The 25,654-nt window shown below is 48.1% G+C and carries 26 protein-coding genes; 23 read left to right on the top strand and 3 right to left on the bottom strand.

Features of this window, described 5'->3' with window-relative positions; translation table 11 throughout:
- The first annotated feature begins 7 nt into the window (after positions 1–7).
- The 6 genes from PAEVO_RS10615 (at position 8) to ptsP (ending at position 6,161) form a co-directional block, all read left to right on the top strand.
- Complete coding sequence (locus tag PAEVO_RS10615) at positions 8–1,303, top strand: PTS ascorbate transporter subunit IIC (RefSeq protein ID WP_100537504.1); 1,296 nt, start codon at positions 8–10, stop codon at positions 1,301–1,303.
- A 94-nt stretch (positions 1,304–1,397) separates the two neighbouring features.
- Complete coding sequence (locus PAEVO_RS10610) at positions 1,398–2,390, top strand: phosphotriesterase family protein (RefSeq protein WP_100537503.1); 993 nt, start codon at positions 1,398–1,400, stop codon at positions 2,388–2,390.
- Positions 2,391–2,404: 14 nt separating this feature from the next.
- Positions 2,405–3,163 carry a creatininase family protein gene (locus tag PAEVO_RS10605; protein ID WP_100537502.1) on the top strand — a complete coding sequence of 253 codons (759 nt, stop codon included), beginning with the start codon at positions 2,405–2,407 and terminating at the stop codon, positions 3,161–3,163.
- A 36-nt stretch (positions 3,164–3,199) separates the two neighbouring features.
- Positions 3,200–3,934, top strand: a complete 735-nt coding sequence (locus tag PAEVO_RS10600; RefSeq protein WP_100537501.1) for an SIS domain-containing protein — start codon at positions 3,200–3,202, stop codon at positions 3,932–3,934.
- A 194-nt stretch (positions 3,935–4,128) separates the two neighbouring features.
- Positions 4,129–4,398, top strand: a complete 270-nt coding sequence (locus PAEVO_RS10595; protein ID WP_100537500.1) for an HPr family phosphocarrier protein — start codon at positions 4,129–4,131, stop codon at positions 4,396–4,398.
- Positions 4,398–6,161 (top strand): phosphoenolpyruvate--protein phosphotransferase, encoded by a 1,764-nt coding sequence (gene ptsP / locus PAEVO_RS10590; protein ID WP_100537499.1) that lies wholly within the window; start codon positions 4,398–4,400, stop codon positions 6,159–6,161. Before PAEVO_RS10595 ends, ptsP begins: the two co-directional genes overlap by 1 nt.
- Before the next feature lie 277 nt (positions 6,162–6,438).
- On the opposite strand, the gene PAEVO_RS10585 is transcribed toward ptsP, so the two are convergent.
- Positions 6,439–6,831 carry a hypothetical protein gene (locus PAEVO_RS10585; protein ID WP_100537498.1) on the bottom strand — a complete coding sequence of 131 codons (393 nt, stop codon included), beginning with the start codon at positions 6,829–6,831 and terminating at the stop codon, positions 6,439–6,441.
- 277 nt (positions 6,832–7,108) lie between these two features.
- On the opposite strand from PAEVO_RS10585, the gene PAEVO_RS10580 reads away from it, so the two are divergent.
- The 12 genes from PAEVO_RS10580 to PAEVO_RS10525 all read left to right on the top strand — a co-directional run bounded on the left by PAEVO_RS10580 (position 7,109) and on the right by PAEVO_RS10525 (position 20,729).
- The gene (locus PAEVO_RS10580; RefSeq protein WP_100537497.1) at positions 7,109–7,786 is read left to right on the top strand and encodes a response regulator transcription factor; all 678 of its coding nucleotides are present in this window, start codon (positions 7,109–7,111) and stop codon (positions 7,784–7,786) included.
- 17 nt (positions 7,787–7,803) lie between these two features.
- Positions 7,804–9,120 (top strand): HAMP domain-containing sensor histidine kinase, encoded by a 1,317-nt coding sequence (locus tag PAEVO_RS10575; RefSeq protein WP_100539413.1) that lies wholly within the window; start codon positions 7,804–7,806, stop codon positions 9,118–9,120.
- 244 nt (positions 9,121–9,364) lie between these two features.
- Positions 9,365–10,321: a hypothetical protein gene (locus PAEVO_RS10570; RefSeq protein WP_100537496.1), complete on the top strand. Its 957-nt coding sequence runs from the start codon at positions 9,365–9,367 to the stop codon at positions 10,319–10,321.
- A gap of 186 nt (positions 10,322–10,507) precedes the next feature.
- On the top strand, positions 10,508–10,984 hold the full coding sequence (locus tag PAEVO_RS10565) for a YqeG family HAD IIIA-type phosphatase (protein WP_100537495.1): 477 nt from the start codon (positions 10,508–10,510) through the stop codon (positions 10,982–10,984).
- An 88-nt stretch (positions 10,985–11,072) separates the two neighbouring features.
- On the top strand, positions 11,073–11,777 hold the full coding sequence (locus tag PAEVO_RS10560; protein ID WP_100537494.1) for a DUF421 domain-containing protein: 705 nt from the start codon (positions 11,073–11,075) through the stop codon (positions 11,775–11,777).
- A gap of 175 nt (positions 11,778–11,952) precedes the next feature.
- Positions 11,953–12,819, top strand: coding sequence for a carbohydrate ABC transporter permease (locus PAEVO_RS10555; protein WP_100539412.1), 867 nt, complete (start codon positions 11,953–11,955; stop codon positions 12,817–12,819).
- Between the two features lie 77 nt (positions 12,820–12,896).
- On the top strand, positions 12,897–13,715 hold the full coding sequence (locus tag PAEVO_RS10550) for a carbohydrate ABC transporter permease (protein ID WP_243390720.1): 819 nt from the start codon (positions 12,897–12,899) through the stop codon (positions 13,713–13,715).
- Positions 13,716–13,751: 36 nt separating this feature from the next.
- Positions 13,752–14,906: an efflux RND transporter periplasmic adaptor subunit gene (locus PAEVO_RS10545; RefSeq protein WP_100537492.1), complete on the top strand. Its 1,155-nt coding sequence runs from the start codon at positions 13,752–13,754 to the stop codon at positions 14,904–14,906.
- Positions 14,907–14,947: 41 nt separating this feature from the next.
- Positions 14,948–16,288 (top strand): ABC transporter substrate-binding protein, encoded by a 1,341-nt coding sequence (locus tag PAEVO_RS10540; RefSeq protein ID WP_100537491.1) that lies wholly within the window; start codon positions 14,948–14,950, stop codon positions 16,286–16,288.
- 110 nt (positions 16,289–16,398) lie between these two features.
- Positions 16,399–19,317, top strand: a complete 2,919-nt coding sequence (locus tag PAEVO_RS10535; RefSeq protein ID WP_100537490.1) for a hypothetical protein — start codon at positions 16,399–16,401, stop codon at positions 19,315–19,317.
- An 89-nt stretch (positions 19,318–19,406) separates the two neighbouring features.
- Positions 19,407–19,646: a hypothetical protein gene (locus tag PAEVO_RS10530; RefSeq protein ID WP_100537489.1), complete on the top strand. Its 240-nt coding sequence runs from the start codon at positions 19,407–19,409 to the stop codon at positions 19,644–19,646.
- A 606-nt stretch (positions 19,647–20,252) separates the two neighbouring features.
- The gene (locus tag PAEVO_RS10525) at positions 20,253–20,729 is read left to right on the top strand and encodes a GNAT family N-acetyltransferase (protein WP_100537488.1); all 477 of its coding nucleotides are present in this window, start codon (positions 20,253–20,255) and stop codon (positions 20,727–20,729) included.
- Between the two features lie 71 nt (positions 20,730–20,800).
- On the opposite strand, the gene PAEVO_RS10520 is transcribed toward PAEVO_RS10525, so the two are convergent.
- A complete protein-coding gene (locus PAEVO_RS10520) occupies positions 20,801–21,142 on the bottom strand; it encodes a winged helix-turn-helix transcriptional regulator (protein WP_100537487.1) in 342 nt (113 codons plus the stop codon).
- Positions 21,143–21,248: 106 nt separating this feature from the next.
- On the opposite strand from PAEVO_RS10520, the gene PAEVO_RS10515 reads away from it, so the two are divergent.
- On the top strand, positions 21,249–22,163 hold the full coding sequence (locus PAEVO_RS10515; protein WP_100537486.1) for an arginase family protein: 915 nt from the start codon (positions 21,249–21,251) through the stop codon (positions 22,161–22,163).
- A gap of 149 nt (positions 22,164–22,312) precedes the next feature.
- On the opposite strand, the gene PAEVO_RS10510 is transcribed toward PAEVO_RS10515, so the two are convergent.
- Positions 22,313–22,699 (bottom strand): class I SAM-dependent rRNA methyltransferase, encoded by a 387-nt coding sequence (locus PAEVO_RS10510; protein ID WP_100537485.1) that lies wholly within the window; start codon positions 22,697–22,699, stop codon positions 22,313–22,315.
- Between the two features lie 314 nt (positions 22,700–23,013).
- Between PAEVO_RS10510 and PAEVO_RS10505 the strand changes: the two genes are divergently transcribed.
- The 4 genes from PAEVO_RS10505 to PAEVO_RS10485 all read left to right on the top strand — a co-directional run bounded on the left by PAEVO_RS10505 (position 23,014) and on the right by PAEVO_RS10485 (position 25,645).
- Positions 23,014–23,436: a MarR family winged helix-turn-helix transcriptional regulator gene (locus PAEVO_RS10505; RefSeq protein ID WP_326113741.1), complete on the top strand. Its 423-nt coding sequence runs from the start codon at positions 23,014–23,016 to the stop codon at positions 23,434–23,436.
- A gap of 65 nt (positions 23,437–23,501) precedes the next feature.
- A complete protein-coding gene (locus tag PAEVO_RS10500; RefSeq protein WP_100537484.1) occupies positions 23,502–24,695 on the top strand; it encodes an ArsA family ATPase in 1,194 nt (397 codons plus the stop codon).
- Between the two features lie 27 nt (positions 24,696–24,722).
- Positions 24,723–24,911, top strand: coding sequence for a hypothetical protein (locus PAEVO_RS10495; RefSeq protein ID WP_100537483.1), 189 nt, complete (start codon positions 24,723–24,725; stop codon positions 24,909–24,911).
- A gap of 251 nt (positions 24,912–25,162) precedes the next feature.
- Positions 25,163–25,645 carry a DUF2975 domain-containing protein gene (locus tag PAEVO_RS10485; RefSeq protein ID WP_100537481.1) on the top strand — a complete coding sequence of 161 codons (483 nt, stop codon included), beginning with the start codon at positions 25,163–25,165 and terminating at the stop codon, positions 25,643–25,645.
- Positions 25,646–25,654 lie beyond the last annotated feature (9 nt).

Raw genomic sequence — 25,654 nt, 5'->3', positions numbered from 1 at the left:
AGGGCATATGGACGTACTTTTTTGGATTGCCACCAACATTTTTGGAACGCCCGCCATTCTGCTCGGATTTATCGTTCTGGTCGGCCTTCTGCTTCAGAAGAAATCAACAAGTCAGCTTGTAAGCGGCACCTTTAAAGCGATCATCGGCTTCCTCATCATCGGTGCAGGCTCTGATGTCATCGTAAAAGCCTTGAATGTATTCGAGCCGATGTGGAAAGAAGTTTTCGGATTGGAGAGCGGATCCCTCGGTACCTTCATGGGGCAGGAGGCATTCAATTCGAAATTCGGGAGCGCTGTTACGCTCGCCATGCTTATCGGCTTTCTGATCAACGTTCTGCTGGCCCGATTTACCCGGTTTAAATTTATTTATCTGACCGGGCACATGATGTTCTGGACATCAACCGTATTTGCAGGCGTTATCGTTCATGCGGCCAGCGGCATCTCGATCTGGAAGCTGGTTCTGATGATCGCTGTCGTCCTTGGTGTGTACTGGACATTCCAGCCGGCGCTGGTTCAGCCGTTCCTGCGTAAAATTACAGGTAACGATAACATTGCGCTTGGTCACACCTCGGCCTCGGTTGCTTTGCTTGCTGCCTTGTTCGGTAAATTGTTCGGCAACAAAAACAACGATTCCGAGAAAATCAAAGTACCAAAGGGCTTTGAGTTCCTCCGCGATTCCAACGTCATCACGGCGCTCAGCATGGGGGTTTTGTTCCTGATCGGGGCCATAATTCTATCAACGAAGGGCACGCCGGCGGCTGCGGAACTGATGAAACAATCGGGTGACCAGAACTTTATTATCTACTCCATTATCCAATCGTTCACATTTGCAGGCGGAATCGCCATCGTTCTGATGGGCGTCCGGATGTTCGTCGGCGAGCTGGTTCCGGCCTTTAACGGGATCGCTACCAAACTCGTGCCAGGCGCCAAACCGGCACTCGATGCGCCAGTTGTGTACCCTTACGCGCCGAATGCGGTGGTTCTTGGCTTCCTGGGAGCTTTCGCGGGAGCGATTATCTGGCTGCTTGTACTTGGCAACACCGTTGCTTACATTTTCGTGCCAACGATGATCGTCTTATTTTTCCACGGTGCTACGGCCGGGGTGTTCGGGAACTCGACAGGCGGTGTCCGCGGGGCCGTTATCGGCGGCTTCATCACTTCAACCGTTGTAGCCTGGGGACAGTTTCTGATGGTTCGCTTCTTCATCGCCTCGACGGTGCCGGATACGGCCATGTGGGCAGCTGATTCCGATATGTTCATCATTGGACCGATTCTGCACTTCCTGGCCAAGCTGTTCTTTTAGCAGGGATTTTTGAATTTTGAACACGCACTTTTTGAACACGCCTTTTTAGAAATCCGGCAGGTTCATATTTTACAGAGAGTGGAGGAGAAACGATATGGGCTTTATTCGTACTTTACATGGAGATATCAGCAAAGAGGAGCTGGGCTTTACGTATTCCCACGAACATATCGTATGCCGTCCGGCTTACTGGCAGGAGCGGGGAGAGGACGATTTGCTCCTGGACGATAAAGAGAAGTCCAAACGGGACGTTCTTGATTTTAAACAACACGGCGGACGCTCGATCGTGGACGCTACAGCCATCGATTATGGACGTGATGTTCAGGCGGTACAGGAAATTGCACTTGAAACCGGCATTCACATCGTAGGAACGGCGGGCTTCAATAAGAGCTTTCTGTGGGACGCCAAAATCAAAGAGGAGCTTAAACCGCTGACAGGCCATTATGAAACCTACGCACAGTGGATTGAAGCGAAAAGCATTAACGAGCTGGCGGATTTCGTCATCCGGGAGGTGGAAGAAGGGCTGGAAGGCTCTTCTTTCAAAGCGGGCCAGGTTAAATTCGGGACAGGCTATAACCGCATCACGCATCTGGAGGAGAAGACGCTGCGCGCTGTAGCGCGTGCCCATCATGAGACAAAAGCCCCCATTCATTCCCATACCGAAGTTGGCACCATGGCGCTGGAGCAAATTGAGCTCCTCAAGAGCGAAGGCGTGGATTTGTCTTTTTTGAGCCTGGGACATATGGACCGCAATCCCGATCCGTACTACCATGAGCAGATTGCCAAAACGGGAGCTTACATGAGCTTTGACGGGATCGGCAAAATCAAGTACGCACCGGAAAGCACCCGCATCTCGCTAATTCTGGAGCTTGTCCGCAAAGGCTTCGAAGATCAAATTCTCATCAGCGGAGATACCGCCCGGAAAACCTACTACAAGCATTACGACCAGGGTCTCGGTCTGGAGTACATTATTGCCAAATGGGTACCGCGCTTTGTGGATGAGGCGAACCGAAGCGGCTTTGACGGACGAAAACTGGTGGAGAAATTTTTCGTAAGCAATCCGGCCAACTGCTTTTCATTTAAAAAGTAAGGGGTGCGCTCGCTATGAAATTCGAACTCGAAAATTCGGTTGAGGTGAAGGGTAAAATTCGCCAACTCCGCGCTGCCATACTTCCTATTGGTGCCGTTGAAGCGCATGGGCCGCATCTGCCGCTGGGCACGGATAACCTGCTTGCGACCAGACTCGCGGACAAATTGGCCGAGCGGACGGAAAGCTTTGTTCTGCCGACCCTGCCCTATGGCCAAGTGTGGAGCCTGCGCAATTTCCCGGGGAGCATCAACGTCTCAAACGAAGCGCTCATCCGGCTGCTTGCCGATATCGGCGAAAGCTTGTACCAGCAGGGATTTCGCATTTTCGTCATGGTCAATGGCCATCTCGGCAATGCGATTGCGTTGAAGGAAGCTGCGAGAGTGTTATACGAACGGGTTCCCGAACTGAAGGTATTCTATTTCTTTTATCCCGGCACGAAGGAAGTAACGGCTCTGGTACGGGAAGCTTCGGCTGCACACGGGAGCTATATGCATGCCGATGAGATCGAGACATCCTATATGCTCTATCTCGCGGGCGAATATGTGGATATGAGCAAGGCGATCGACGGTGCCCCGCATATCCCGCTCGAAGCGGATTGCACGCCAACACCGTGGGAGGAAATGACTTCCTCTGCCGTACTTGGGGATGCAACGCTGGCAACGAGGGAGAAGGGGGAGAAGATTATCGAGCGCAGCTTGGAAGTGATGGCCGATATGGTTCTCCGGGCTAAAAGAGCATTGTCAACCGATGATCAACCGGAAGAGAGCAGATAGCATTATAAATACAGGAACAACGAGGTGAAAGCTGCGATGATGAACACCTATTTTGATGTGATTGGCGGGTTGTTGAACAAAGTCCGAACCGAGCAGGCCAAGTCGATCCGTGAAGCGGCGGAGAAGGTGGCGTCCTGTATTCAGCAGGGTGGGATTATTCACTTGTTTGGCTGCGGACATTCGCATATATTGACCGAAGAAGTTTTTTACCGAGCTGGCGGGCTCGTCCCGATTCGTCCGATCCTTGTAGAGAAGCTGATGCTTCACGAAGGCGCGGTCCGTTCGTCCGAGCTGGAAAGACAAAACGACCTAGCGGTCGATTTTATGAAGGAGCAGGATATTCGCGAAGGCGAGATTGTATTTGTACTGTCCACTTCCGGCCGAAATCCCGTTCCCGTAGATGTCGCTTTGATGGCCAAGGAGAAGGGTGCCTTTACTGTTGGTATTACCTCTCTGGAATATTCCAAAAGCATGAAGTCCCGGCACAGCAGCGGCAAGCACCTGGCGGATGCCGTTGATCTTGTGATCGACAACTTCTCGGTCAAGGGAGATGCCGTATTGAGCCATCCGGGGCTCCAGGTGCCTTTCACGCCGAGCTCGACGGTCGTTGGGGCCCTCATTTTGAACTCCCTGTTCGCCGAATCTATTGAGATTATGATTGAAAAAGGCTTCAACCCTCCTGTATTTCTCAGCGGAAATATCGATGGTTCGGATGAACACAACAAAGCGTTGGTTGAGGCTTATAAAGGACGGATCGCTTTACTGGCATGATGAGGTGTAGAGTGCGAGTAAAGAAAATATACGAGGTTTGCCATAGAAGAGCTGGATCTTGAACAACAAATAAAACATGCCGCCTGGCAAGGATAGGGCAGATGAACGGCAGGATACGGAAGAGAGCAGCCGTAACTTACGATTTCTGCAATTGAATTGCCTCGGCAGGCGGTTACAGGATGAGGAGGAAAGACATGTTCGCACAAACCGTAACCATACAAAATGAGCAGGGCTTTCATGTCCGTCCGGCTCAGCTTTTCTCGGAAAAAGCAGGACAGTTTGGAGCAGAGGTCCATCTAAAGACTAGCGAAGGACGCTCCGCGGATTGCAAAAGCATGCTGGAGCTAATGACGCTCGGGGTCGAACAAGGAGCAGTCGTGACCATCGAAGCTGACGGAGATGGAGAACAAGAGGTAGTCGAAGCTCTGAGACAGCTAGTCGAAAGCAAGTTTGGTGAAGCCTGATGGAGAGGCTGCATATTCAAGGAATCGGCGTATCGGAGGGAATCCGGATCGCAAAGGCATACCTCTATAAGTCTTCACAGGGGGCCAGTAGCGACAGCAGCCCTGATGAAAAGTTTATTCCGAATACCCCGGCCGCTATCGATGCCGAGCTTAACAAGCTCCGTGAAGCCAAAGCCAGCTGCGCGGAACAATTGGAGGCGCTGACGGAGAAAGCGAAGAAAGCCGTGGGTGAAGAACAAGCCGGCATTCTAGCAGGACAGCGGAAGCTTCTGGACGATCCTGCCTTCTATCCGAAGATGGAGGCCCGGGTCCGAGAGAAGCTGGAACCAGCGCCAAGGGCCGTTGCCGAAATGGTGAGCCAGGTCGCTGCCATGCTGGAAAGCATGAACAACGATTATATGAAGGAGCGCGCGGCGGACATCCGCGATATCGGCAGCCGCCTTCTCGCCTGTCTGTCGCCCGGAGAAACGCACGGTTTTACGGGAATCACCGAACAAGTCATTCTGGTCGCTGACGATTTGGCGCCGTCGGATACGGTGCAGCTGGACCCTGCCTTGGTGATCGGCTTTATCACCCGGACGGGAGGAGCGACCTCGCATACCGCTATTCTCGCACGGTCGCTCGGAATTGCCGCCATCGTCGGCGCAGGTGCCGGCGTCGATGGCATTGAGGACGGCGACACGCTCGTCCTTGACGGAACAGCCGGGCTATGCATCGCTCGGCCGGAAGAGACGGAGGCCGAGCAGTATCGGCTCCGCATGCAGCAGGACCTCGAGCGCAGGCAGTCGCTCGAGGAGTACGCGGCGCGTCCGGCAGTGACCGCCGACGGCACGCGCGTGGAGCTCGCGGCGAACATCGGCAGCGCCGCGGAAGCCGAGACCGCCGTCCGGCAGGGCGCGGACGGCGTAGGGCTGTTCCGCACGGAGTTCCTGTTCATGAACGCCCCGGCCATGCCGGGCGAGGAGGAGCAGTTCCGTGCCTATCAGGAAGCGGCCCGGATGATGGAGGGCCGCCCCGTGATCATCCGCACGATGGATATCGGCGGAGATAAGGAGCTGCCGTATCTGCAGCTGCCAAAGGAAGCGAACCCGTTCCTGGGTTACCGTGCGATACGGGTAGGGCTCGTCCGCCAGGAGCTGCTTCGTACGCAGCTGCGAGCGGTGCTGCGGGCCAGCGCCTTTGGTACGGTAAAGGTGATGTTCCCGATGATCTCCGGCCTGCAGGAATGGAGGCAGGCGAGAGCCATCCTCACAGAAGTACAGGGAGAATTGAGGCAGGATGGCATCCGGTTCGACGAGAAGATGGAAGCTGGCATCATGGTTGAGATTCCCTCAACGGCCGTGTTGGCGGAACGATTCGCGAGCGAAGTCGATTTCTTCAGCATCGGTACGAACGACCTCGTGCAGTACACGGTCGCAGCGGACCGCATGAATGAACACGTTGCGCACCTGTACGATTATTTCCATCCAGCCGTGCTACAGTTAATCCGCACGGTTATTGAGGCTTCCCACAAGGCCGGTAAATGGACCGGCATGTGCGGCAGTATGGCGGGAGATCCGCTGGCGGCACCGCTCTTACTCGGCTTAGGGCTCGACGAATGGAGCATGGAGGCTAGCGGTCTCAGCCGAATGAAGGAAAGGCTCGCTAACCTGGATCGTCAGGAATGCCGTGAGCTGGCGAAGCGCGTTCTTCGCCTCGATACGCCCCAAGCCGTTCGTCAGGCGCTGGAGGAATTTCATAACGCCCAAAAGGCAGCGGTATAGATTACGTTTTGACATGGCTTGAGCTATATTGAAGGTGTTAAGGGTGTTCCTAGTTGTGGTAAGCCTGCATGAGAGCGCGCAAACTTGGGTCAAATAGATGCTGCGAATAAAGAAAAGGCGGTACAGGGAGGGCTCCTGTGCCGCCTTTTCTTTAATTATTTTCAAATATCGAATGACTTGATTTGAGAGTAGTTTCTCATTTCTGAGTCCATTCCCGGAGACGATGATAAATGCGTCATTTCCTCCCTCACAAGATCCATTTTACAAAGCGGTTTGCTTAGCCTTTACGACGCAGTGCATTGGCAATTACGCCCACGATTAAGCCCCAAATCGCATTTACTGCAAAGACACTTACCATTGCCAGTGGATTCGTTAAAGGCCCTTGCAATTTTCCATCGAGAAGGGGGGAGGCAATACCGCTTAGGATGATTGCAAATAAGGCATAACTCAATCCCGAAAAAACAAGAATGACAACGGGAAAAGCAGCTCTCTTGACAAGAACGATCATGAGCCAGGCCAAGGAGATAAGGACCGTCATCAGAATGCTGCCGAATGCTTGGCCGATCAGATCCATGATCCCGGTCATCTTCATGATGGGTCTGATAAGCGCTAAAGCACCCAGACCGAGAATCAAAAGCAGGTTTTCTTTCACGATATCGGTTGTTTTCATATCCAATCAGTTCCTTTCCGAAGTTGTGGATGATCTACGGCCTGATGAAGTCGATAAGCCACTGCCGATTCATCCCCCAACAAGTAAGAATCATGCCGATGCCCGTGCAGCCCGTGCTTCAACTTCCCCGGCTGCTGTTAACATTAACAAATCGATGTTGTGAACTTATGACGAGACTTTGTGATTTGCGTGAAATTTTTTCGATGGATTTTCCGGTCTCCCGACAGCCATAATATGCTAGACTACCTATATATTACTTTTAGGAGTCCATCATACGATGAAGACATTTACCATCTTGTACATTGAAGACGATCAGGAAATCGGTTCCTGGTCCAAGGATTTTTTAATCGGTCAAGGCTATGAAGTGATATGGAAGAGTTCAGGCCACGATGCGGAAGCAGCAATGGAACGTTGCGATCTTGTCATTTTGGACATTATGCTTCCGGGTCTGGACGGATTCACGGTCGGTCAGCGGCTAAAACGAATCAATCCCGCTGTACCCATCCTGATGCTTACGGCCAGAACCGCTATCGAGGATAAGCTTACGGGCTTGTCTTTTGCCGATGATTATATGACAAAGCCGTTTCATCCGGATGAATTGGCTGCCCGGATTCAAGTCCTTCTCAGGCGTTCTGTCACTGCGGAACCGGAACAGCTCCTGATCCGGCATTTAATCATCGACCGAAAAGGAAGTCGTATATGGAATTCTGAAACTGGGGAAGAGATTGTGCTTACAGGCAAGCAGTTCCATATATTCATGTTTTTCCTGGACCACCTGAACCACATACTGACCCAGAAGCAGATTTATGAAGCCGTTTGGGGCGAACCGCATCTGAACGGAGATAAAACGCTGACCGTGCATATCCGGCATCTGCGCGAGAAGATTGAGCGGGATTCAGGCTCCCCCCAAATTATCGAGACCATCCGTGGGGTAGGATACCGGGTGCGTTCATGAAGATCCGCGGCTCGTTAATGAGCAAATATCTGGTTCTTATTTTGACCGCCTTGCTGCTATGGCCGATCATTCCAGCCATGTTTTATTTACCTGGCTATATGTTTAGCGATCATCCCATGTATCGTCCTGAAGAGATAACCCGCATGTGGCAGCAGGAGGCAGTCAACCTGGACGGTGCAGGTAAGGATAGGATTGATACTAGATTGCGGGAGTTGAATGAGGACTATCCGAGTGCGGAGATATTCTGGGTGGACCCGTCAGGGAGAACGAATGCAGACAGTGACCTCTCGGGAGATATACCTAAGCAGTGGACTTATCTGGATATACTCTCTATTCGAGCGCAAGACCATAATCAAGAAACGCTGGTCTTAACTTCCCTCATCGGAAACGATCCGAAGCAAGGTTTCATGGTGATGCGGCTCCCGGAATCCCATATCCTTGACGCAGAAATGTCGCTCTCGGGAAACTTGCCACTAATCTTTCTGTTTTTGATGATCTGTGGAAGCTTCTTTATGCTGTCATGGCTGTTCTTCATTAAGCTTCGCAAAAGACTGGTCAGGCTTCAATCGGCAATGACCGTAAACGGATTGAAAGAAATTCCGAATGAAGTCCCGATTATCAAGGAAGACGAGATCGGAGAACTCGAAGGCTCGTTTAATCGGATGGTGAAGGAGCTCAAAGAAAGTCAAAAACGGGAGCGGGAGGAGGAGGAACTGCGTAAGCAATTGATTTCAACGATTTCCCACGATCTCCGAACTCCGTTGACTGTCATCCGGCAGCATGTCCATACCGTTCGCAAAAACCCTGCTTCCTCCCAGGGGCAGTTTTCACTTTCTGTCATCGAGCATAAGCTGGATGACATCAGTAATCTGATGGATAACCTTCTGTCATACACGCTGTTATCGGCGGGGAAATATCCGATGCATAAACAGCCGATTGATATCGTAGAAGAAGTCCGGAATCGAGTGGCTCAGTGGTATCCAGTATTCGAGGCGAAGGAATTTGAAGTCCTTGTCGAGCTTCCTGATCAGACGTTACTTTGGGATGCGGATCCATTGTGGTTTAACCGTATCCTGGACAATGTGTTTCAGAACGTGGTACGCCATGCGGGAGCGGGTCGGTACATCGGCATTCAAATGATAGATCGTCAGAAGCAATTGATGCTCGTCATCCATGATAAGGGTCCTGGCTTCGGCAACGAGTCACCTGAAAAAGGTGCAGGAATCGGTTTGTCCATTGTATCGATGATGGCCAGGGAGATGGATATGCAATGGGAAGTGAAATCCGATGAAAATGGAAGTGCATTTTATATTTGGAAGAGCTCATGTTATTGAAAATATAATATACGTTTGACATTAAAAGACCAGGGAAGAAGCTGCGTACAAGTCGCTCAGAATGACTTATACGCAGCTTCTTTTTTGAATGTGAACGTACCTATATCGGAAAGAGAGCCGTACTGCTCTCTCGTAAAGGAATTTAACCCAAACTTAAACTTGAGGTCACTTTGCCTTTCGATAAGGGGGTTAGAATGAGGTGTAAGGTGAAGACAGAGTTATTTAAGGAGGTAAGTTTACCAACATGAAGATTGAGCATGAGCAAGTTTCAGCTGATCTGCAGTCACCGCAATGGATGAAGATACGTAGAATTTCTGGTTATGGCGCTGCCATAGCGGTGGCGCCGTATCTATTGATTAAAATGGCATGGACTTTCGGTTACTTCATACCAACCGAGCAAATGGGCGACGCTAGCTGGCGTGCGATCAACGCAGCTACCGCAGTGCTAGCGGCTATCGGAATTCTGCTGGCCATGGCGTTCACCAGGCCGTGGGGCGAACGTATGCCTGCATGGCTGATTGCCTTTCCCGTATGGGTTGGTACCGGACTGCTCGTTCCCATGCTGGTCTTGGCGCCGGTGCTAGGACCGGCAGCTATGACTCGGGATCAGGAGGCGGGGGCCGCCGAGGTTTGGGTGTACGAACAATTTTTCGTCATGATTTCGCTGGTCGGCATCGGCATTTGTCTACCTCTCGCCTTCGCAGGGTATGCGAGGACACGGTGGCCGGAGGCGTTCGGTGATTCGATCGACTATAGCAGGTTACCGGGCAATACTTGGAGATTGCAGCATACATTGTCCAGGCTGGTTGGAGCCGGCTGTGTCCTGTTAGGTATCATTAAGGTGTTCTGGGCTGCCGGAGGCACTCTCGGCATTGACCCGGCCAGACTGGACGATCGTGATGTGTGGTGGCATCTGCTGACGTTGAGTACCGGAGCGTGGTCCATCGCGGGGGCGTGGGGATTGCTGGTGCTAACTTCCCGCCGCGGGCCGCAGCGATTTCTGTACCCGATGGCAGCGGCATGGATTTCGTCGGGCATGCTGTTCTCGTATAACCTCTTTTCCGCGATTCGCACCGATTCGCAGTTCTCGCCAGAGTACCAGCTGCTGCGGATGCTAACGACGGAGGCCGGTGTCGTCTTTGGCGTCATGATGTTCATAATCATGCTGTTTGTTCTGCACGATCGACGACGCGCCTTGTAGGTTTGCTTACCGGACGATCCGTTGGAACATCTTATGAAGTCGCGGTAATCGCGGCTTTTTTTGTTTAGCCGAATCCATACATACAGACCAACCAGGTGAAATGATTGTTCAAAAGTATGATTTTAACAAAATGAAGGCATTCTATACACGATTGACTCACTTATATGAAAGTAGTGGAGGAAGACTATGCCTATTTTTAAACCATCGCAAATTGCGCGCTCGATTTATGAGATTAACGGAGAAAGACTCCAGCAGGCAGGTATTAAAGGGATAATCCTTGACTGGACCAATACTTTAACGACCAAGAAAGCTGACTCCATAACTGATTCGATGAAATCTTGGCTGACTAACATGCAGTCGAGATATGGAATTAAGGTGATCATCGTTTCTAACAGCAAACCTCCAATGGGTGACCACGGACAGGTCCATGAAATTCCAGCTTTGTTCGAAGCCGGTAAACCGAAGAAAAAAGCATTTTTAGCCGCATTGAATATGCTTGAAACCCGTAGTAACGAGACAGCCGTTATCGGAAACGGCATCATTACAGATTTATGGGGCGGAAACCGTCTGGGGATGTACACGATTTTCATATCTTCTTCATGGGCGAAACCTCGGATTTTAGGGGCTGTAAAACGACTATTCGTAAAGGTACTTCGAGTCTAAACGGACGTGCTACAGAATGAAGAAATCGTTCAAGCGAATATATGAATATATTGAACAATAATTGATGTGAATCGGCGGGGTGAATGGATTGGATTTTTACCAAAGTCAAGAATCGCTGACAACCATGGAATGGATCCTAAGAGGGGTTGTTAGCTTCGTTTTTTTACTTCTTGCAGCCAAATTAATGGGGCAGCGTTCCATTTCTCAATTGAGATTCCTCGATTTCATTTTGGCTTTAACGCTCGGCAATATTATTGCTCATCCGCTTTCAGATGAAGAATTGGGATTAAAGGGATCTATGATCACGACGATCGTTCTCGTCGTTTTATACATTATAGCGACGTGGTTGAGCCTGAAGTGGCCGTTCTTCAAACACTATCTAGATCCATCGCCCATCACACTCGTTAAAAATGGACTCATCCAGTTTCATAACTTATCTAAAGCCAGAATCTCTATTGATTTTTTATTTTCTGAGCTAAGAAAGGAAAAAGTAGAGGATATACAAAAGGTAGCCCTTGCCGTATGGGAACCGGGTGGAACCATATCGGTTTTTATGGACACCCCATACCAACCGGTTACTCCGGCAGATATGAGATTAGAGACGGGGCCGTTTACGATCTCAAGGCCGATCATCATAGATGGAAAAGTCGATATGTCGCTTCTTCAGGAAATGGGTAAGGATTTGGCTTGGCTTCATTCAAAAATAGCACCCGCTAATACGAATATCCACGATGTAATGCTTGCAACCGTTGAGAACGAGAACGTGCGAGTTTTTTCTGAACCCAAGAAGTAGGGGCGCTTCCGCTACGTTCCCTATTCTTATGATTGCGTTCACTACTTTAGATATTTTTAATATTTTCCATACTTTTTTCTTAAGTTATCTTCCCTAAACTGAATGCATCGGGGCGAATAACATGGAACAGAAATGAAGGACAAACTAAATCGTGAAAGGATGGATCAAGAAAATCATGAAAAAATGGCTCCGTAAGGATGCTTCGGCGGCCATGTTCTTTCTCGTGCCAAGCGGTATCGGATTTGCACTCTTTTACCTTATTCCATTTGTCATGGGCTTGTACTATTCCTTTATGAGCCAATCGATAGACGGTCATTTTGTGGGACTCGATAATTACCTGGAGCTGCTTGGAAGTACCTCCTTCCGCAAGGCGGCATCCAACACGTTTTACTTCAGCGCGGTCAGTGTTCCGCTTATGGTCATGCTGTCACTCGGATTAGCAATGCTGCTCCACAAAAATACATATTTTCAAAAATGGCTTCGGACAGCTTATGTCATGCCGCTTGTTGTGCCCGTCGCCTCCATTATCATGATCTGGCAGATGTTATTTGATTGGAACGGCTCTCTGAACGCCTGGCTGAACAGCTTTGGAATGGGACGCGTGGACTGGATGAAGACGGAATCGGCACGTTTGGTTGTGATCATGGTGTATCTATGGAAGAACATGGGTTACAACGTTATTTTATTCCTGGCGGGTCTACAGCAAATTCCGAAGGATTATTACGAAACGGCCCGGATTGAAGGGGCTGGTCGTTTGCGGCAATTTCGAAGTGTTACGCTGGTCTATCTGACTTCCACGATGTTTTTTGTTGTGATTATGTCCATTATCAACTCATTCAAAGTGTTCCGGGAAACGTATCTGATCGCAGGCGATTATCCCCATGACAGCATTTACATGATGCAGCACTATATGAATAATATGTTCATTTCACTCGACATTCAGAAGCTGACCGCAGCGGCATCCTTGATGTTTGTCTGTATTCTGCTGATCGTCCTGGTGCTGTTTGCGATTGAGCGCAGGCATCGACAGTACATGGAATAGGAGGTGGAGCGAAGTCTGTGCGAGTCGTCAACATATTGAAAAAAAGTATATTAACATTCGTCATGGGTGTTATCGCCATGATCTTCATATCACCAATTGTGATTACATTCACAAATTCATTGATGACGGAACTGGAAATCCAGATCAATTATGGTCTCATCGGTCAAATGAATGAAGTGATTCCAGGTAGGGATGGCTCTTTTGCAAACCTGAAGCTGATTCCGGACAAGGTGACTTTTGCACAGTATGGGAAAGTGTTCATCGACAACCCGAAGTATCTGACGATGTTTTGGAACTCCGTGTTCATGGTGGTGCCGATCATTGTGGGTCAGACTCTCGTGGCAGCACTGGCTGCTTATGCATTCTCCAAGCTGAAATTCCGCGGCCGGGATTCTATGTTTTTGGTATATGTCATGACGATGCTCATGCCATTCCAAGTCACGCTGGTACCCAACTATATTATGGTCGATAAGCTTGGCATGCTGAATAGTACGGGAGCCATCATCGTTCCCGGCATTTTCGCTGCTTTTGGCGTGTTTATGCTCAGACAGTTCATGCTGGACATTCCCTATGCCTACATTGAAGCTGCCAAAATCGACGGCGCCGGCCACTTGCGGATCTTTATGACGATGATCGTTCCGATGATCAAGCCGGGGTTGGCCGCACTAGTGATCTTGCTGTTCGTTGATTATTGGAACATGGTGGAACAGCCGCTTGTCTTTTTGGACGACCCGTTCAAGCAGCCGCTGTCCGTCTTTTTATCCAGGATCAAGGATAGCGAGCGGGGGATTGCCTTTGCTGCATCCATGCTCTATATGGCCCCGATGGTGATGTTATTTCTGTACGCGGAGTCATATTTCATTGAAGGCATCCAATTGTCAGGAGTTAAGGGCTAACTTTTCAGGGCGCTTTTTAGGAGGAGAAGAAAGGATATGGAGCTAGGAAAAGGGGCAGTTGACCAAAGACGAAAGCGAATCCTTCAATTCGTGTTCATGGGTTTTATGGGGCTGCTGCTGCTCTTTACATTGTTCAGTAACACGCTGCAGTCGCTGACCTTACCCAAGGTGACCACGGAACAGCCGAAAAACGGAGGCATTGCGCTATCGATCGAAGGAAGCGGAATGCTTCAGCCGATCGCTGAAGCCAAGCTCTCCAGTTCAACCGACTGGGAGGTTCAACAGGTTCTCGTGAAAGAAGGAGAACGTGTGAAGAAGGGACAGAAGCTTATCACCTATGACAACTCTTCGGCAAGACAAGAAATCGAACTTGAAGTAACGAATCTGGAAAAGCAAAGAATCGAGCAGCAAAATCTTCAGGACCAGTTTATTCAGTCGTCCATCGAAGAGGATGAGCTTAAGCTGCGCAGCGCAAAACGTGAAATTGAAAAAGGGAAACTTGATATTGCCGCGCAGGAACGCAAGATCAACGAGATGAAAGTACGGCTGTCAAAAGATCAGGTGCTAACCGCTCCGTTCGACGGTATTGTAACGAAGCTGAATGCGGTAGAAGGACTGGCATCCGCGGGTGAGCCGGATGTCATTGTTTCAAACAGCAGCCAAGGATACAGGTTGGAGGTTGGCGCGGATGCAAAGCGCTTGTCCAGCATTGGGATATCTATTGGAGAGCGGATCGAGGTTGAGGTCCATACAGATAAAGTGCAGCAAGCCATTGTCATGGACGGCGTCATTGAAGAAATCTCCCATGCGGAGCCCCTTATAGAAGGGGCATCCGAAGGAGCGGAGACGATAACCGTCCCTCAAAAGATGATTCGTATTAAACTCCTCGATGCCAAGCTGAAGGGAGGTGAGCAGGCTCGGATTAACATCGAGAAAAGCTCTCTCGATCAAGGGCTGCTTGTTTCTAATGAAGCTATTCATCAGGACCGGGAAGGCATGTATGTTTTTGTAGTCGAAGAGCAGCCAGGTGCACTCGGTAATGTTTTTGTTGCCCGAAAAGTCAACATAACGTACAGCGAGCGAAATGACAAAGAAACGATGATCCAAACGGATAGCATCTATGAACAAGATAAGATCATTCTGAAAAGCAGCGAGCCTCTGCAGGATGGCAACCGAGTTCGCTTGGAATAGTGAGGCGTTGTAATCAGAACATATCAGGAGGAAATCATACAATGAAAAAATGGCTTTTAATTATTTCTATGGGAGCTTTAATCGCGAGTTTAACCGCGTGCGGCTCAGGAGAAGGCGGGAACGTGGACAAGCCCGCAATGAAGGAGGGGAAAACGGTGCTTACCCTGTCATTGAGAGAGTCGACTCCATTCTATCAAACGCTCGAGAAAAAGTTCGAAGAGAAATACCCGGATATCGACTTGCAGATCCATGCATATAAAAGCATGGGTGAACAATGGGGACCCGGGGAATTCGAGAAGTATCGCACAACAACGAATACCGCCATGCTATCGGGAAAAGGGATGGATATCCTTCAAGTTGACAGCCTGCCCCTTAAAGAATACGTGACCAAAGGTTTTCTGTTCAATATGAATGATGTGATCGAGCAGGACCAGACGCTCCATAAAGACGATTTACAAATGAATATTGTGGACGGTCTGAAGCTGAATGACGGGGTGTATACCATCCCGTTGGGATACTCCTTGAGAGTATTGGTTGGTAATGGGGACATGCTGGGTAACGCCAATGCTACGTTCGATGATACGACATGGGATTGGAAGGAGTTCGAGAAGGTTTCGAAAGAAGTGATCCAGAAGGCGAAGGAGAACGGTACGGATGAGATTTATGCATTAGCGTCCTACCCGCCGGAATACCTCTTTCAGGAGATGCTTTATGAGAACTATGCAGCATTTGTTGATCCTTCAGCCAAAAAGGCAACCTTCGACTCTCCGGCATTTGTGAATTTGCTCCAGCAAGCCATGAAAATGAATGATGACAAGATCATTACATCCGACGAAGCAAAGCCGGGCAATCAATTGTTCAGTTCCACCCCGATTAGGTCACCGCTTGATTTTGTCGAAGGCCCTTATATGCTTTTTGATCATCCAAAGTTGATGCTGTTACCCCGAGCGGGAGACATCGCAGGCCGAAAAGGTGCGAGAGTTTTTACTTCTACCGAGTTCGCGATCCATGCCAAATCGCCAGCCAAACAAGAAGCTTGGAAGTTTATCACCTTCTTACTATCCGAAGAAGCGCAATTACTGCAGGAAAGAGAAGGGTTCTCGATGCTTAAATCCGTGAATGAAAAGATGATCAATGACCTTCAGGACAAAGTGGGAAGTGGCGATTATACGCTTCCGAATGGGCAGCCCGCCAAAGTATCTGACGAACAATTCACCGTGTTTAAACAAATTGTTCAATCCGCGGATCAATATGTGAATCTGGACAGTAAGGTGATAACGATTGCCAGTGAAGAGTCTCTGGCGTACTTCAGCGGACAGAAAACAGCAGAAGAGGTGGCGAAGCTGATCCAGAACCGAGTAACCACCTATTTAAACGAATAGATAGATCATCCAGGAAGCAGCTCACATTCGTGTGCTGCTTCCGATTTCACAGAAGAGGAACGGCGGAGAATAGACTTTTTGATTTTCTTTTTATACAGGGAGGTACATGTATGCACAGGTCAAAAAAGACATGCGCGGTCATCGTGCTCAGCGTCGCAATGTTGAGTCATGGGCTTGCCCATGGCGTGTACGGGGCATCCGCAGCAGACTACTCTGTTTCCATATCTGCTGCAGCCGCGTCCAGCCTGACATTGGATAAACTGGACTCGGTCACTTTGAAGCCAAACGTCAGTGTAAAGCTGACGGGGATGGATATTTTCACTCAGCCAGGCGGGAATATTCTCGTATATACGCTTCGTTATAGTAACAACAGTGGCAGCAGAGTAGATCTTATCGATTATTTTTCCAAAGTTTCCACGCCAAGCGGCACGACAAAAGGTAAGCAAGTTACGAGTGATGCTGTGAAACGAACGGTGCCAGCGAAGAGCAGTCTATCCGTGACGTACTATGCAAACATTGGAACATCGAATAAGGTGAACGGGATCGAGGTTTCCATGTTCGGATGGGACTTTGACAGCGCGAATTATCAGAAAAAACTGGGGCAAATCACAATTCCGGCCGAGTACACATCGGTAGTTCCGGTAGGCAAGAGCCAGAAGATCACGATGAATCATCTTCCGGTTACGGCCAAGGCGGATACCTTGCAGAGATATACGATCCATGGAAAAGTATATATGCAATTGGGGCTCAGACTCTCGAATGGGGGAACAAAAGTGTTAAGCGACCCCGGATATAAAGCATATCTGAAATCTCCCGGCGGCTCGGTATTCGAACTCATCTCCGATTCAGCCAGCACCGGCTACAAGCTACAGCCACAGGAGAGCAGCGTCATCTACTATTGGGCGGAGATCCCTCCCACGATAAAGACGAATGGTATGGGTATGATACTGCAGCTGGCGCAGGAAGACGAAGCATTGAAGATAAATCTTCCGGTGCAATCGTTCAAGCTTCCGGCGGCAGCGACGGATATCGCCGTGGCAAAGGGCAAAAGCGCAGAGCTGCGGATGAAACAGCAGCCTGTGACGGTCAAGGCGGAAAGTGTGAAGCGAATGAAGCATAATGGAAAAGTGTATATGAGAGTGGGGGTTCATTTTGCAAACGGAGGCAAGAAGGTGCTGAGCGATCCCGGATATAAAGTACAACTGAAGTCGGCCGGCGGCTCCGTATTCGATCTGATGCCAGAGGATGATACAGGGGGCAGCTTCAGGATCCAGCCAGGACAGAAACGAACGATTTATTATCTGGCTGAGGTTCCGTCCCAACTGAAAACAGATCAGATGACGATGCAATTCACCCGGGAAGACGAAGCATTGAACATGACGCTCCCGGTTAAAACCTTCAAACTTCCTGCAATTACCGCCGATGTACCAGCGGCGGATTATGCCATCAAAAAAATATCGGTGAACCATCAATCGATGGAGACGCAGCTGAAACATGCTTCCGTATATGCAGAGAACGATACCGGCAAATGGAATCTTCAATTCCGCGTGAAAAATCTCGGTGAAAAATCACTGAAGCTTCCGGCTTATGAGCTTTCCATCCTCACGGATGAAGGGTACAGCATCCCGGTGAATGCCAAGGCGTTTGACCATGTTGCGTTGAAGCCGCTGGAGGAGAAACTCATCGATCTCAGTGCAGAAGTGCCATTGCATATGAAACAGAATAAATTGCAACTGCAATTGACAGAGCCTGCTGTGGAGGGGAAAATCAGCTTCCCGACTGCCCACTATAAAATTCCTTATGCTCAGGAAGGTAAAAGTCATCTGGGTGTAGAAAACATCATAGAGAATGCTCATGGAACATTCGGCGTCAAACTGAGCTCATATCAGCGCGTGCCGCAGGGAGAAGTGGATCAAATTGCAGCTAAAATCAGCATTCGTAATACCTCATCGTCGACCGTAGCGCTGCCCGAGTTCAAAGCTGCAGTTAAGGCAGGAATGCGCGATCTCAGCGGTACGGCCCAAATTGTGGTACCGAATGATCAAACAACCCTGGAACCGAATGAAACCATGGAGCTGTTTGTACTTGCCCATGTGCCGTATTCCTATTCATTCAATCAATTCAGAGTCGATCTGCAGGAAACTTCAGGAGAGGACGTTCACAAATTTCTGTCGCTGAATACTTCTTCGCTCAACAATGTCATGAAACAGGTCGCTGCCGGCGAGTCTTATCTTATCCATACGGCAGGCAAGAAAGCGGAAGTCCGAGAACGTTTGACGACCGTCTACCAAGACAACAGTTCCAATGTAATATATACGGAATTGGTGATGGCGAGTCAGGAAACACGCCAATCCAAACAGGCGCAGCTTTTAGCTTATTATAAAACACCGGAAAACGAGGTTTTTGAGGCAAAGATCAGTCAATCTTCCGATAAGACAAGTCCGAATGGGAAGAATCTGGTGACCGTTTGGAGCAAGCTTCCGCAGCATGTAAATCCTTCGCAGCTTGTATTGTATGTCGGGGAAGGTGTAGCAAACGGAAAGATGACAGATGTAGGGGAAGAATCAACGGGATCTATCAATACCGTAGGTCTTGCACTTAGCCCTAGAGTTACCCAACCGGCAACGAATCTGCAAAATGTGGAGTTGTTTCCGTACCATCTCACCATTACGAGAGGAGAAGGTACGCTTAGCGCAGGGAAAGATATGCTCAACACCGTTATTCACTATAATCTCTCGAGGAATGGGGATTACGAGACAGGATCTTATGACCATAAGCTCATCATGGAGCTGATTGACCCGACCGGCCAGTCCACAGAGAAGGTACTAACACTCGGTACGGATTTGACCATTGGCAACAATAAATCATACTCCATTAACTTGAATAGCAACTTCAGCAAAATCGTAAGTGGAGGGGCGGTTCGAATCCATCTGTATGATGAGTTCCAAGGACGTAGAATGCTGCTAGGAAGTCAAAGCTATCCATTTACTTATGAAGAGGACCCGGCCAAAAGAACAGATAGCGATTAATCGTACCAGCGACATACAACATACTATTATAGGACTACAACCCTGAAGATATATTATCTTCGGGGTTGTTTTATAAGGAGTGCGAATCCATGAGAAAATCACCTGAACCTACGTGGGCACGACTAGGCTTTTCAGACGCTCCGGATTTTACGGAATCCGGGAAGAACATTGGTATCGTCATCATTGATACAATTGCCCCTCATCCTGCTATTCTGCATTTAGGCCATCGCCTAAAATACGTCACCGTTCATGACGACTTCTCCGTTACATGCCAAAATATTGCATTAGAAGAACCCGTTGAAAATGAAGACGCAAGTGGTGAGCACTAATGTGTTGGTGTGCGCTGCTGTATGTGGTGTGCATCTGATGTATGCGGACAGGAGATCCGCTATTTCCCAACAATTGTACCAAATTCAAGGTTTCGCGGACACAGAATCCGTTATTCTCGGATTTTCCCCGTTTTTAGTGTGATTTGCCGGCCTTAGCGGAACCTGTGTCCGCTTAACCATATGTTTAGCACCTTTGCTTACAAATAGCGGAATCACGGTCCACACGGCGTGGGTCGTATAGCTTCTTGCTCATAAAATCCCCCTAAGAATCATTGGTTTCCCATATGGGTTTCCAACAATGTCTACTCTAAGGGGGTTCACTTGTTTCTTCAGCCTCTGCTTCTATATGATCCCCGTCAGTAGTTTCGTCTTCGCCATGAATCCCCATCAACAGGAATGCTAAAACGCAGCTTATATGAGCAAAAAAATAAAACCGGCACAAGATGTGCCGGTTAATTCATATTGACCTAAAAAAGCCATAGATACATAATAGTCTATAAAAAAATTCAATATAAGTCTATTACTTTTTTTGGATAAATTGTATGTTATATAAGCGACCGCGGCGCAAAAACGATCAACCCAAGATACTGAAGGGAGAAACCTTGCATGATTACTCTCAGGAAAATCACGTTAGAAAACCGACGTGCCATATTTAATCTGGAGGTCTCAGAAGATCAACGGCGCTTCGTAGCGTCCAATTTGTCGAGCGTGGCTTCGTGTTATGTCCTTGCAACCAATGAGGGACATCCATTCCCATTTGCCATATACGCGGATGAACAGCCAGTCGGTTTTGTTATGATTACTTATAGAATCACCGGATACGATCTCCCGACAATCGCAGACGACAGCTATTGCATTCTGCGGCTGATGATTGACAAGCAATACCAGAACAGAGGTTATGGTCGGGAAGCCATGAAAAAAATCCTGGAATTTATCCGCACCTTTCCGGCAGGGCCCGCACAATTCTGCTGGATTCCTTATAAGGCTGAGAACGCGGCCGCCAAAAAGCTTTATGAAAGCTACGGCTTCCGTGACAACGGCGAAATTATCGAAAACGAGCAAATAACCGTTTTAAGACTTTGATTCACTGCTTCAATGGATCAACCTTTGAAAGCCGCATGTTATGCGGCTTTTTTGCAATCGCAGAAATGGAATTAATGAGGTTGGTTTTTTGCTCCCCACTCACATAACTGTTCCAAAACGGGTAATAGCGTTTCCGCTTTATCTGTAAGACTGTACTCGACTTTGGGGGGAACTTGAGGATACTCTTTCCGTGTCACCAGACCATCCGCTTCCAATTCTTTGAGTTGTGCGCTCAATGTTTTGTAAGTAATCGCTCCAATTTGTCTCTTCAGATCATTAAATCGAACCGGTTGGTTTTCTGCCAAGAGGTACATAATAACCATCTTCCACTTACCCCCAATAATCGAAATGGTATAACCAAAAGGTGTATCTTGAACATTCTTAACTTTACCTTTATATTCAGCCATACTCATACTTTACACTATCCTTTCGGGTAGTACCTATCATAATTGTGCGTACTACTTTTTTATTTGTGCTCAGTCTATACTAAGCTTACTTTGATGTAAAGGAGAGAAACAAATGACTACAAAAACAATACGACTGCTAATGCCACAATGGCAAGGAGGAAACAACCCGAACTACTCTTTTGGAGCCGAGCTGCTTGCTTGGCTAGCTCCCGAAAGTGATCAACCCCTTATCCACGTACCCGTTCAAGCTTATGATGGAACTCCGCTTGAAAACAAGAACGGCATGAATGGAAGAAAGCAGCTGCTTGAACAGCTAGAGGCTGCTCATCATCTTATTGAGGCTCATAAGCCGGATCGCATTGTTATGTTTGGTGGTGATTGTCTGGTTGAACAAGCTCCGTTTGCCTATTTAAACGAACGGTACGGCGGGGAGTTAGGTTTAATATGGATCGATGCTCACTCTGATTTGGTCAATTATGTCGGGTATGATAACGGACACGCATTGCCTCTCGGGAATCTTTTGGGTGAAGGAGATGAGGAGTTCGCAAAACATGTGAAAACCCCGCTAAAACCTGAAAACGTCTTTATTGCAGGATTAGCGGCTCCTACAGAAGAAGAAGTTGCAGTGATCTCAGAAGCGTTTCAAAGACTAGGTGTTGCACCTACAGAACCAGACACGGAAATGATTCAAAGACTTGGTATTCGAACGGCTGGAACGAAAGAGTTAGCGAGCAGCACTGAATCTATAAAAAAATGGATCAAACAAAGCGGCATTAAGCACCTGGCTATTCACCTTGATCTAGACGTGCTTGATCCAAATGCATTCCGTTCTTTATTATTCGCCAACCCTGAAGAACCCTTTCATTTATCTCCTAAGGGAACCATGCAAATGCCTCAACTACTGAGTTTGATTAAGGAATTATCTGAAGTGACAGATGTCGTTGGGTTAGGTATAACAGAGCATTTGCCGTGGGACTCCATCAACCTGAAGAATCTCCTTGGAGAAATACCTATTTTAAATAACTAAAGGCATCGATAAAATTTAATAGAATAATGAACGGCAAAATCATAAAAAATACACCCATGCATTTTAGGGTGTATTTTTATGTGGTGGAAAGAATATTGGAACTTTTTCATGATTGATGCGATTGGAGGGAACTTGAAAGTAATCCGAGTCTAACCTACCGTTAGTCCCAAAACGATGAGAATGCACGCAGCGCTCATCAAGATCCCGCCAGGATGAGGGCGGCGAATGGCCCAATGAGAAATGATCGCACCATACAAAAAAGAACTACCGGCAAGCAGGCTAATCACGAGCCTTGCGTCCTGTTCAATCCAGATGGCTGCGGCGATTAAGGCGAGTCCGCTCAGCAACCAGTTGAAAGTGCTAAATTGTAATAGCAGTGCCACAAGCTTTTGCAGCGGTCCAGAGATCCGCCCATTCGCTGCAAAATTCGCCTCGATTGGCCTGATAATAAGCCGTTTCATCAATATACCGTGAATCACCGCCGTGACGCCGCCGATGGCACCGGCCGCTGTCAATAGAATACTATTCAAGTCCATATTCATACACCTCCAGCATCCCATTAGTACGATTTCGTAGTAATTTACTGGGTTCAATTTACCATCCGATACGAAAGCGTGTCAATGAGGAATTTTGCCTGCCTGTCTGAATGCTTAATCACGTGATGCAAAAGGTGTCGATGCCAAGCTATTACTTGGTTCAAGAAAAAAATCCTATAGGTTATTGAAATTAATACGAAATCGTATTAAAATGGTCGCAGAAGTATTATTACGAAATCGTACGATAGGGAGTGACCGGTATAAAACACCTATATGACCTTTTCCTCAAGACCGGTCTGCGTCCGTTTGCTTTTATGACCGATACGCTTCAACTTGAACAAAAAGTGACTCGTTCAGATATGTCAACACTGCTCATATTGCTCCTCCGAGGGGATTTGACCATGTCTGAGTTGGCCGCCGAGATGGGGGCACCACTAAGTTCAATGACAAGCATTGCTAAGCGGCTTGAACGTAAAGGCTTGATCGCACGAGCTACGTCTGCACAAGACCAACGGGTTAAGCTCGTCACGCTGACGCAGGAAGGTCTGCAGCTGGCGAAAGAATGGGAGCAAATCATGATGGCGATGCTGGGCAGATTGGAGGCGGCATTTACGCCGGAAGAACTGGAGCAATTCACAACACTCCTGTTCAAGGCAGCCAGGGTTTTCCAGGATGGGGGACCTGTTACACCTCAAGAAGTAAAGCGCCTTCCCATAAAGATTCAGATTGAGGAATAACCGGTTTTAAACCGGATTTTTTCCGGCGAATTACTACGAAATCGTACTAAAAGGAGCGGGTGGACATGAGGATCATTATCTACACAGGTAAAGGCGGCGTCGGCAAGACGAGTATTGCGGCGGCAACGGCAGTGAAAATGGCAGAACAAGGAAAAAGAACTCTTATTCTGAGCACAGATGCGGCACATAGTTTAGCGGATTCGCTGGCGGTACCGATCGGGCCGGATCCCGTCCAAATCAGCGACAACTTGTGGGGACAGGAAGTGAACGCCATCCGCGAGACGGAGCGCAATTGGGGAACCGTCCAAGTCTGGCTCACCAAATTACTCGACAAAGCGCAGCTGAAAGATGTCACGACAGAAGAAATGCTTGTGTTTCCAGGCATGGAGGAGCTCTTCAGTTTACTGAAAATCAAGGAATACGCGGAAAGCGGACAATATGACGTAATGGTGGTGGATTGCGCCCCGACCGGAGAGACGCTTCGTCTGCTAAGCTACCCGAACGTATTGAATTGGTGGCTCGAGAAAATATTCCCGACCGAACGCAAATTGATCAAGCTTGTGCGGCCGGTAGCCAAAATTGTAAAGGATATAGAGCTCCCTTCAGATGACGTGCTGGACAGTATCGAGCGTTTGGCACGCGGTTTGGAGGATATGCAGCGGCTCGTTCTGGATCCGGAGATCACGTCGGTTAGAATCGTGCTGAATCCCGAAAAGATGGTTCTTGCCGAAGCGAAGCGCTCCTTTACATATTTGAATTTGTTCGGGTTCAATACGGATGCGGTGATCGTTAATCGGGTGCTGCCGGATGAGGCGGGAGAAGGATTTTTCGCACATTGGCGGGATATTCAAAAGAAATACGAGGAAGAAATCGTATTGAACTTCCAGCCGCTTCCGATTCTGAAAGCACCTATGATGCAAAAGGAAGTTATCGGACTCCCCATTCTTAAAGAATTAGCGGATATCATCTATGTGGATCGGGATCCTTCTGCAATACTTTACCATGGCATAACGGAGACAATTCGGGAAGAGGAGGGAGAGATGTTGTTAGAGCTGATGATTCCCTTTATCGATAAGGAAGATCTAAATCTAATGCAGACGGGCGATGAATTGACGGTAGATGCCGGTGCTTACAAACGCAAGGTCATTTTACCAAGAACGTTGATGGGACGCCAAGTTGTAGGCGCGAGGTATGCGGAGGACCGGCTTATCATTCGTTTTGGCAAGCGGGAATTGGAAATGAGTGCAAAGGATCAATGAAAGCGAGTGCTTAGGAGGGAACGAGTGATGGAAAGAATGCCTCGATTGGAGTTTTTATTGGAAAACTTGGAGCGGCATCAAGCCAAGAAGCATGTAAAAAACGCGGTTAAGGAATGGCTGCTTGCTTCGCGATCCGTGATCGAAAGTGTCATCGACACGATGGAGGAGGAAAAAACTACTCCTGTTGCCCGCAAAATCAATATATCAAAGGAATAGCGATTGCTCGTAAAAAAAGCAGATTCAAATGAAGGCCATTCCTTTGCCTTGGGGATGGTCTTCAACTTGCCGAGTCATAAAATAAAAGTAAAGCATTTCTTTGTCATAAGGAATGCTTTTTATTATTGTCAAAAATCATTGGGACATCTTTATAACAATATAAGTATAATAAAAAACATCAAATATTTATTGCAAAACGATAAATTAGTTGATAAAATCAAATTCATAAATATCAAGTGAGGTGCTTTTTTATGAAACGAGGATCCACACTCTTTTTAAGGATTGCTGTTATTCTGATTGGGATTCCAGTTCTTGCTTTGTGCGTATTTGTGGTACCAGAGATAGCGAATTTTATGGCAGAATTGTATCCAGATCATACTTATTTGAAATATCTCGTTTTCATCGATTTGTATGCAACGGCGATACCTTTTTACTTTGCTTTGTATCAAGCTTATAAGCTTCTAGGCTATATTGATAAGAACAAAGCTTTCTCGGAATTATCTGTACGCGTTCTAAAGAATATAAAAAACTGTGCAGTCATAATCAGCAGCTTGTTTGTGGTAGGCATGCCGCTCTTCTACCTGATCGCGGAGAAAGACGATGCCCCAGGTATTATACTCATCGGAATGGCCCTGATCTTTGCGTCCATGGTGATTGCCGTTTTTGCTGCTGTTCTTCAAAAGCTTCTAAAAGAGGCAATTGATATAAAATCTGAAAACGATTTGACGGTCTGAGGTGATAAC

The sequence above is a fragment of the Paenibacillus sp. GM2FR genome (assembly GCF_002803325.1).
GTDB lineage: Bacteria > Bacillota > Bacilli > Paenibacillales > Paenibacillaceae > Paenibacillus_AQ > Paenibacillus_AQ lautus.
Note: the sequence above shows the minus strand (reverse complement) of the source record. Positions and strands in the feature narration are given on the sequence as shown.

Excerpts from the sequence above, each read along its gene's own strand:
- PAEVO_RS10615 (WP_100537504.1), top strand. The coding sequence starts at position 8 with ATGGACGTACTTTTTTGGATTGCCACCAACATTTTTGGAACGCCCGCC.
- PAEVO_RS10610 (WP_100537503.1), top strand. The coding sequence starts at position 1,398 with ATGGGCTTTATTCGTACTTTACATGGAGATATCAGCAAAGAGGAGCTG.
- PAEVO_RS10605 (WP_100537502.1), top strand. The coding sequence starts at position 2,405 with ATGAAATTCGAACTCGAAAATTCGGTTGAGGTGAAGGGTAAAATTCGC.
- PAEVO_RS10600 (WP_100537501.1), top strand. The coding sequence starts at position 3,200 with ATGATGAACACCTATTTTGATGTGATTGGCGGGTTGTTGAACAAAGTC.
- PAEVO_RS10595 (WP_100537500.1), top strand. The coding sequence starts at position 4,129 with ATGTTCGCACAAACCGTAACCATACAAAATGAGCAGGGCTTTCATGTC.
- ptsP (WP_100537499.1), top strand. The coding sequence starts at position 4,398 with ATGGAGAGGCTGCATATTCAAGGAATCGGCGTATCGGAGGGAATCCGG.
- PAEVO_RS10585 (WP_100537498.1), bottom strand. The coding sequence starts at position 6,831 with ATGAAAACAACCGATATCGTGAAAGAAAACCTGCTTTTGATTCTCGGT.
- PAEVO_RS10580 (WP_100537497.1), top strand. The coding sequence starts at position 7,109 with ATGAAGACATTTACCATCTTGTACATTGAAGACGATCAGGAAATCGGT.
- PAEVO_RS10575 (WP_100539413.1), top strand. The coding sequence starts at position 7,804 with ATGAGCAAATATCTGGTTCTTATTTTGACCGCCTTGCTGCTATGGCCG.
- PAEVO_RS10570 (WP_100537496.1), top strand. The coding sequence starts at position 9,365 with ATGAAGATTGAGCATGAGCAAGTTTCAGCTGATCTGCAGTCACCGCAA.
- PAEVO_RS10565 (WP_100537495.1), top strand. The coding sequence starts at position 10,508 with ATGCCTATTTTTAAACCATCGCAAATTGCGCGCTCGATTTATGAGATT.
- PAEVO_RS10555 (WP_100539412.1), top strand. The coding sequence starts at position 11,953 with ATGAAAAAATGGCTCCGTAAGGATGCTTCGGCGGCCATGTTCTTTCTC.
- PAEVO_RS10550 (WP_243390720.1), top strand. The coding sequence starts at position 12,897 with ATGATCTTCATATCACCAATTGTGATTACATTCACAAATTCATTGATG.
- PAEVO_RS10545 (WP_100537492.1), top strand. The coding sequence starts at position 13,752 with ATGGAGCTAGGAAAAGGGGCAGTTGACCAAAGACGAAAGCGAATCCTT.
- PAEVO_RS10540 (WP_100537491.1), top strand. The coding sequence starts at position 14,948 with ATGAAAAAATGGCTTTTAATTATTTCTATGGGAGCTTTAATCGCGAGT.
- PAEVO_RS10535 (WP_100537490.1), top strand. The coding sequence starts at position 16,399 with ATGCACAGGTCAAAAAAGACATGCGCGGTCATCGTGCTCAGCGTCGCA.
- PAEVO_RS10530 (WP_100537489.1), top strand. The coding sequence starts at position 19,407 with ATGAGAAAATCACCTGAACCTACGTGGGCACGACTAGGCTTTTCAGAC.
- PAEVO_RS10525 (WP_100537488.1), top strand. The coding sequence starts at position 20,253 with ATGATTACTCTCAGGAAAATCACGTTAGAAAACCGACGTGCCATATTT.
- PAEVO_RS10520 (WP_100537487.1), bottom strand. The coding sequence starts at position 21,142 with ATGAGTATGGCTGAATATAAAGGTAAAGTTAAGAATGTTCAAGATACA.
- PAEVO_RS10515 (WP_100537486.1), top strand. The coding sequence starts at position 21,249 with ATGACTACAAAAACAATACGACTGCTAATGCCACAATGGCAAGGAGGA.
- PAEVO_RS10510 (WP_100537485.1), bottom strand. The coding sequence starts at position 22,699 with ATGGACTTGAATAGTATTCTATTGACAGCGGCCGGTGCCATCGGCGGC.
- PAEVO_RS10505 (WP_326113741.1), top strand. The coding sequence starts at position 23,014 with ATGACCGATACGCTTCAACTTGAACAAAAAGTGACTCGTTCAGATATG.
- PAEVO_RS10500 (WP_100537484.1), top strand. The coding sequence starts at position 23,502 with ATGAGGATCATTATCTACACAGGTAAAGGCGGCGTCGGCAAGACGAGT.
- PAEVO_RS10495 (WP_100537483.1), top strand. The coding sequence starts at position 24,723 with ATGGAAAGAATGCCTCGATTGGAGTTTTTATTGGAAAACTTGGAGCGG.
- PAEVO_RS10485 (WP_100537481.1), top strand. The coding sequence starts at position 25,163 with ATGAAACGAGGATCCACACTCTTTTTAAGGATTGCTGTTATTCTGATT.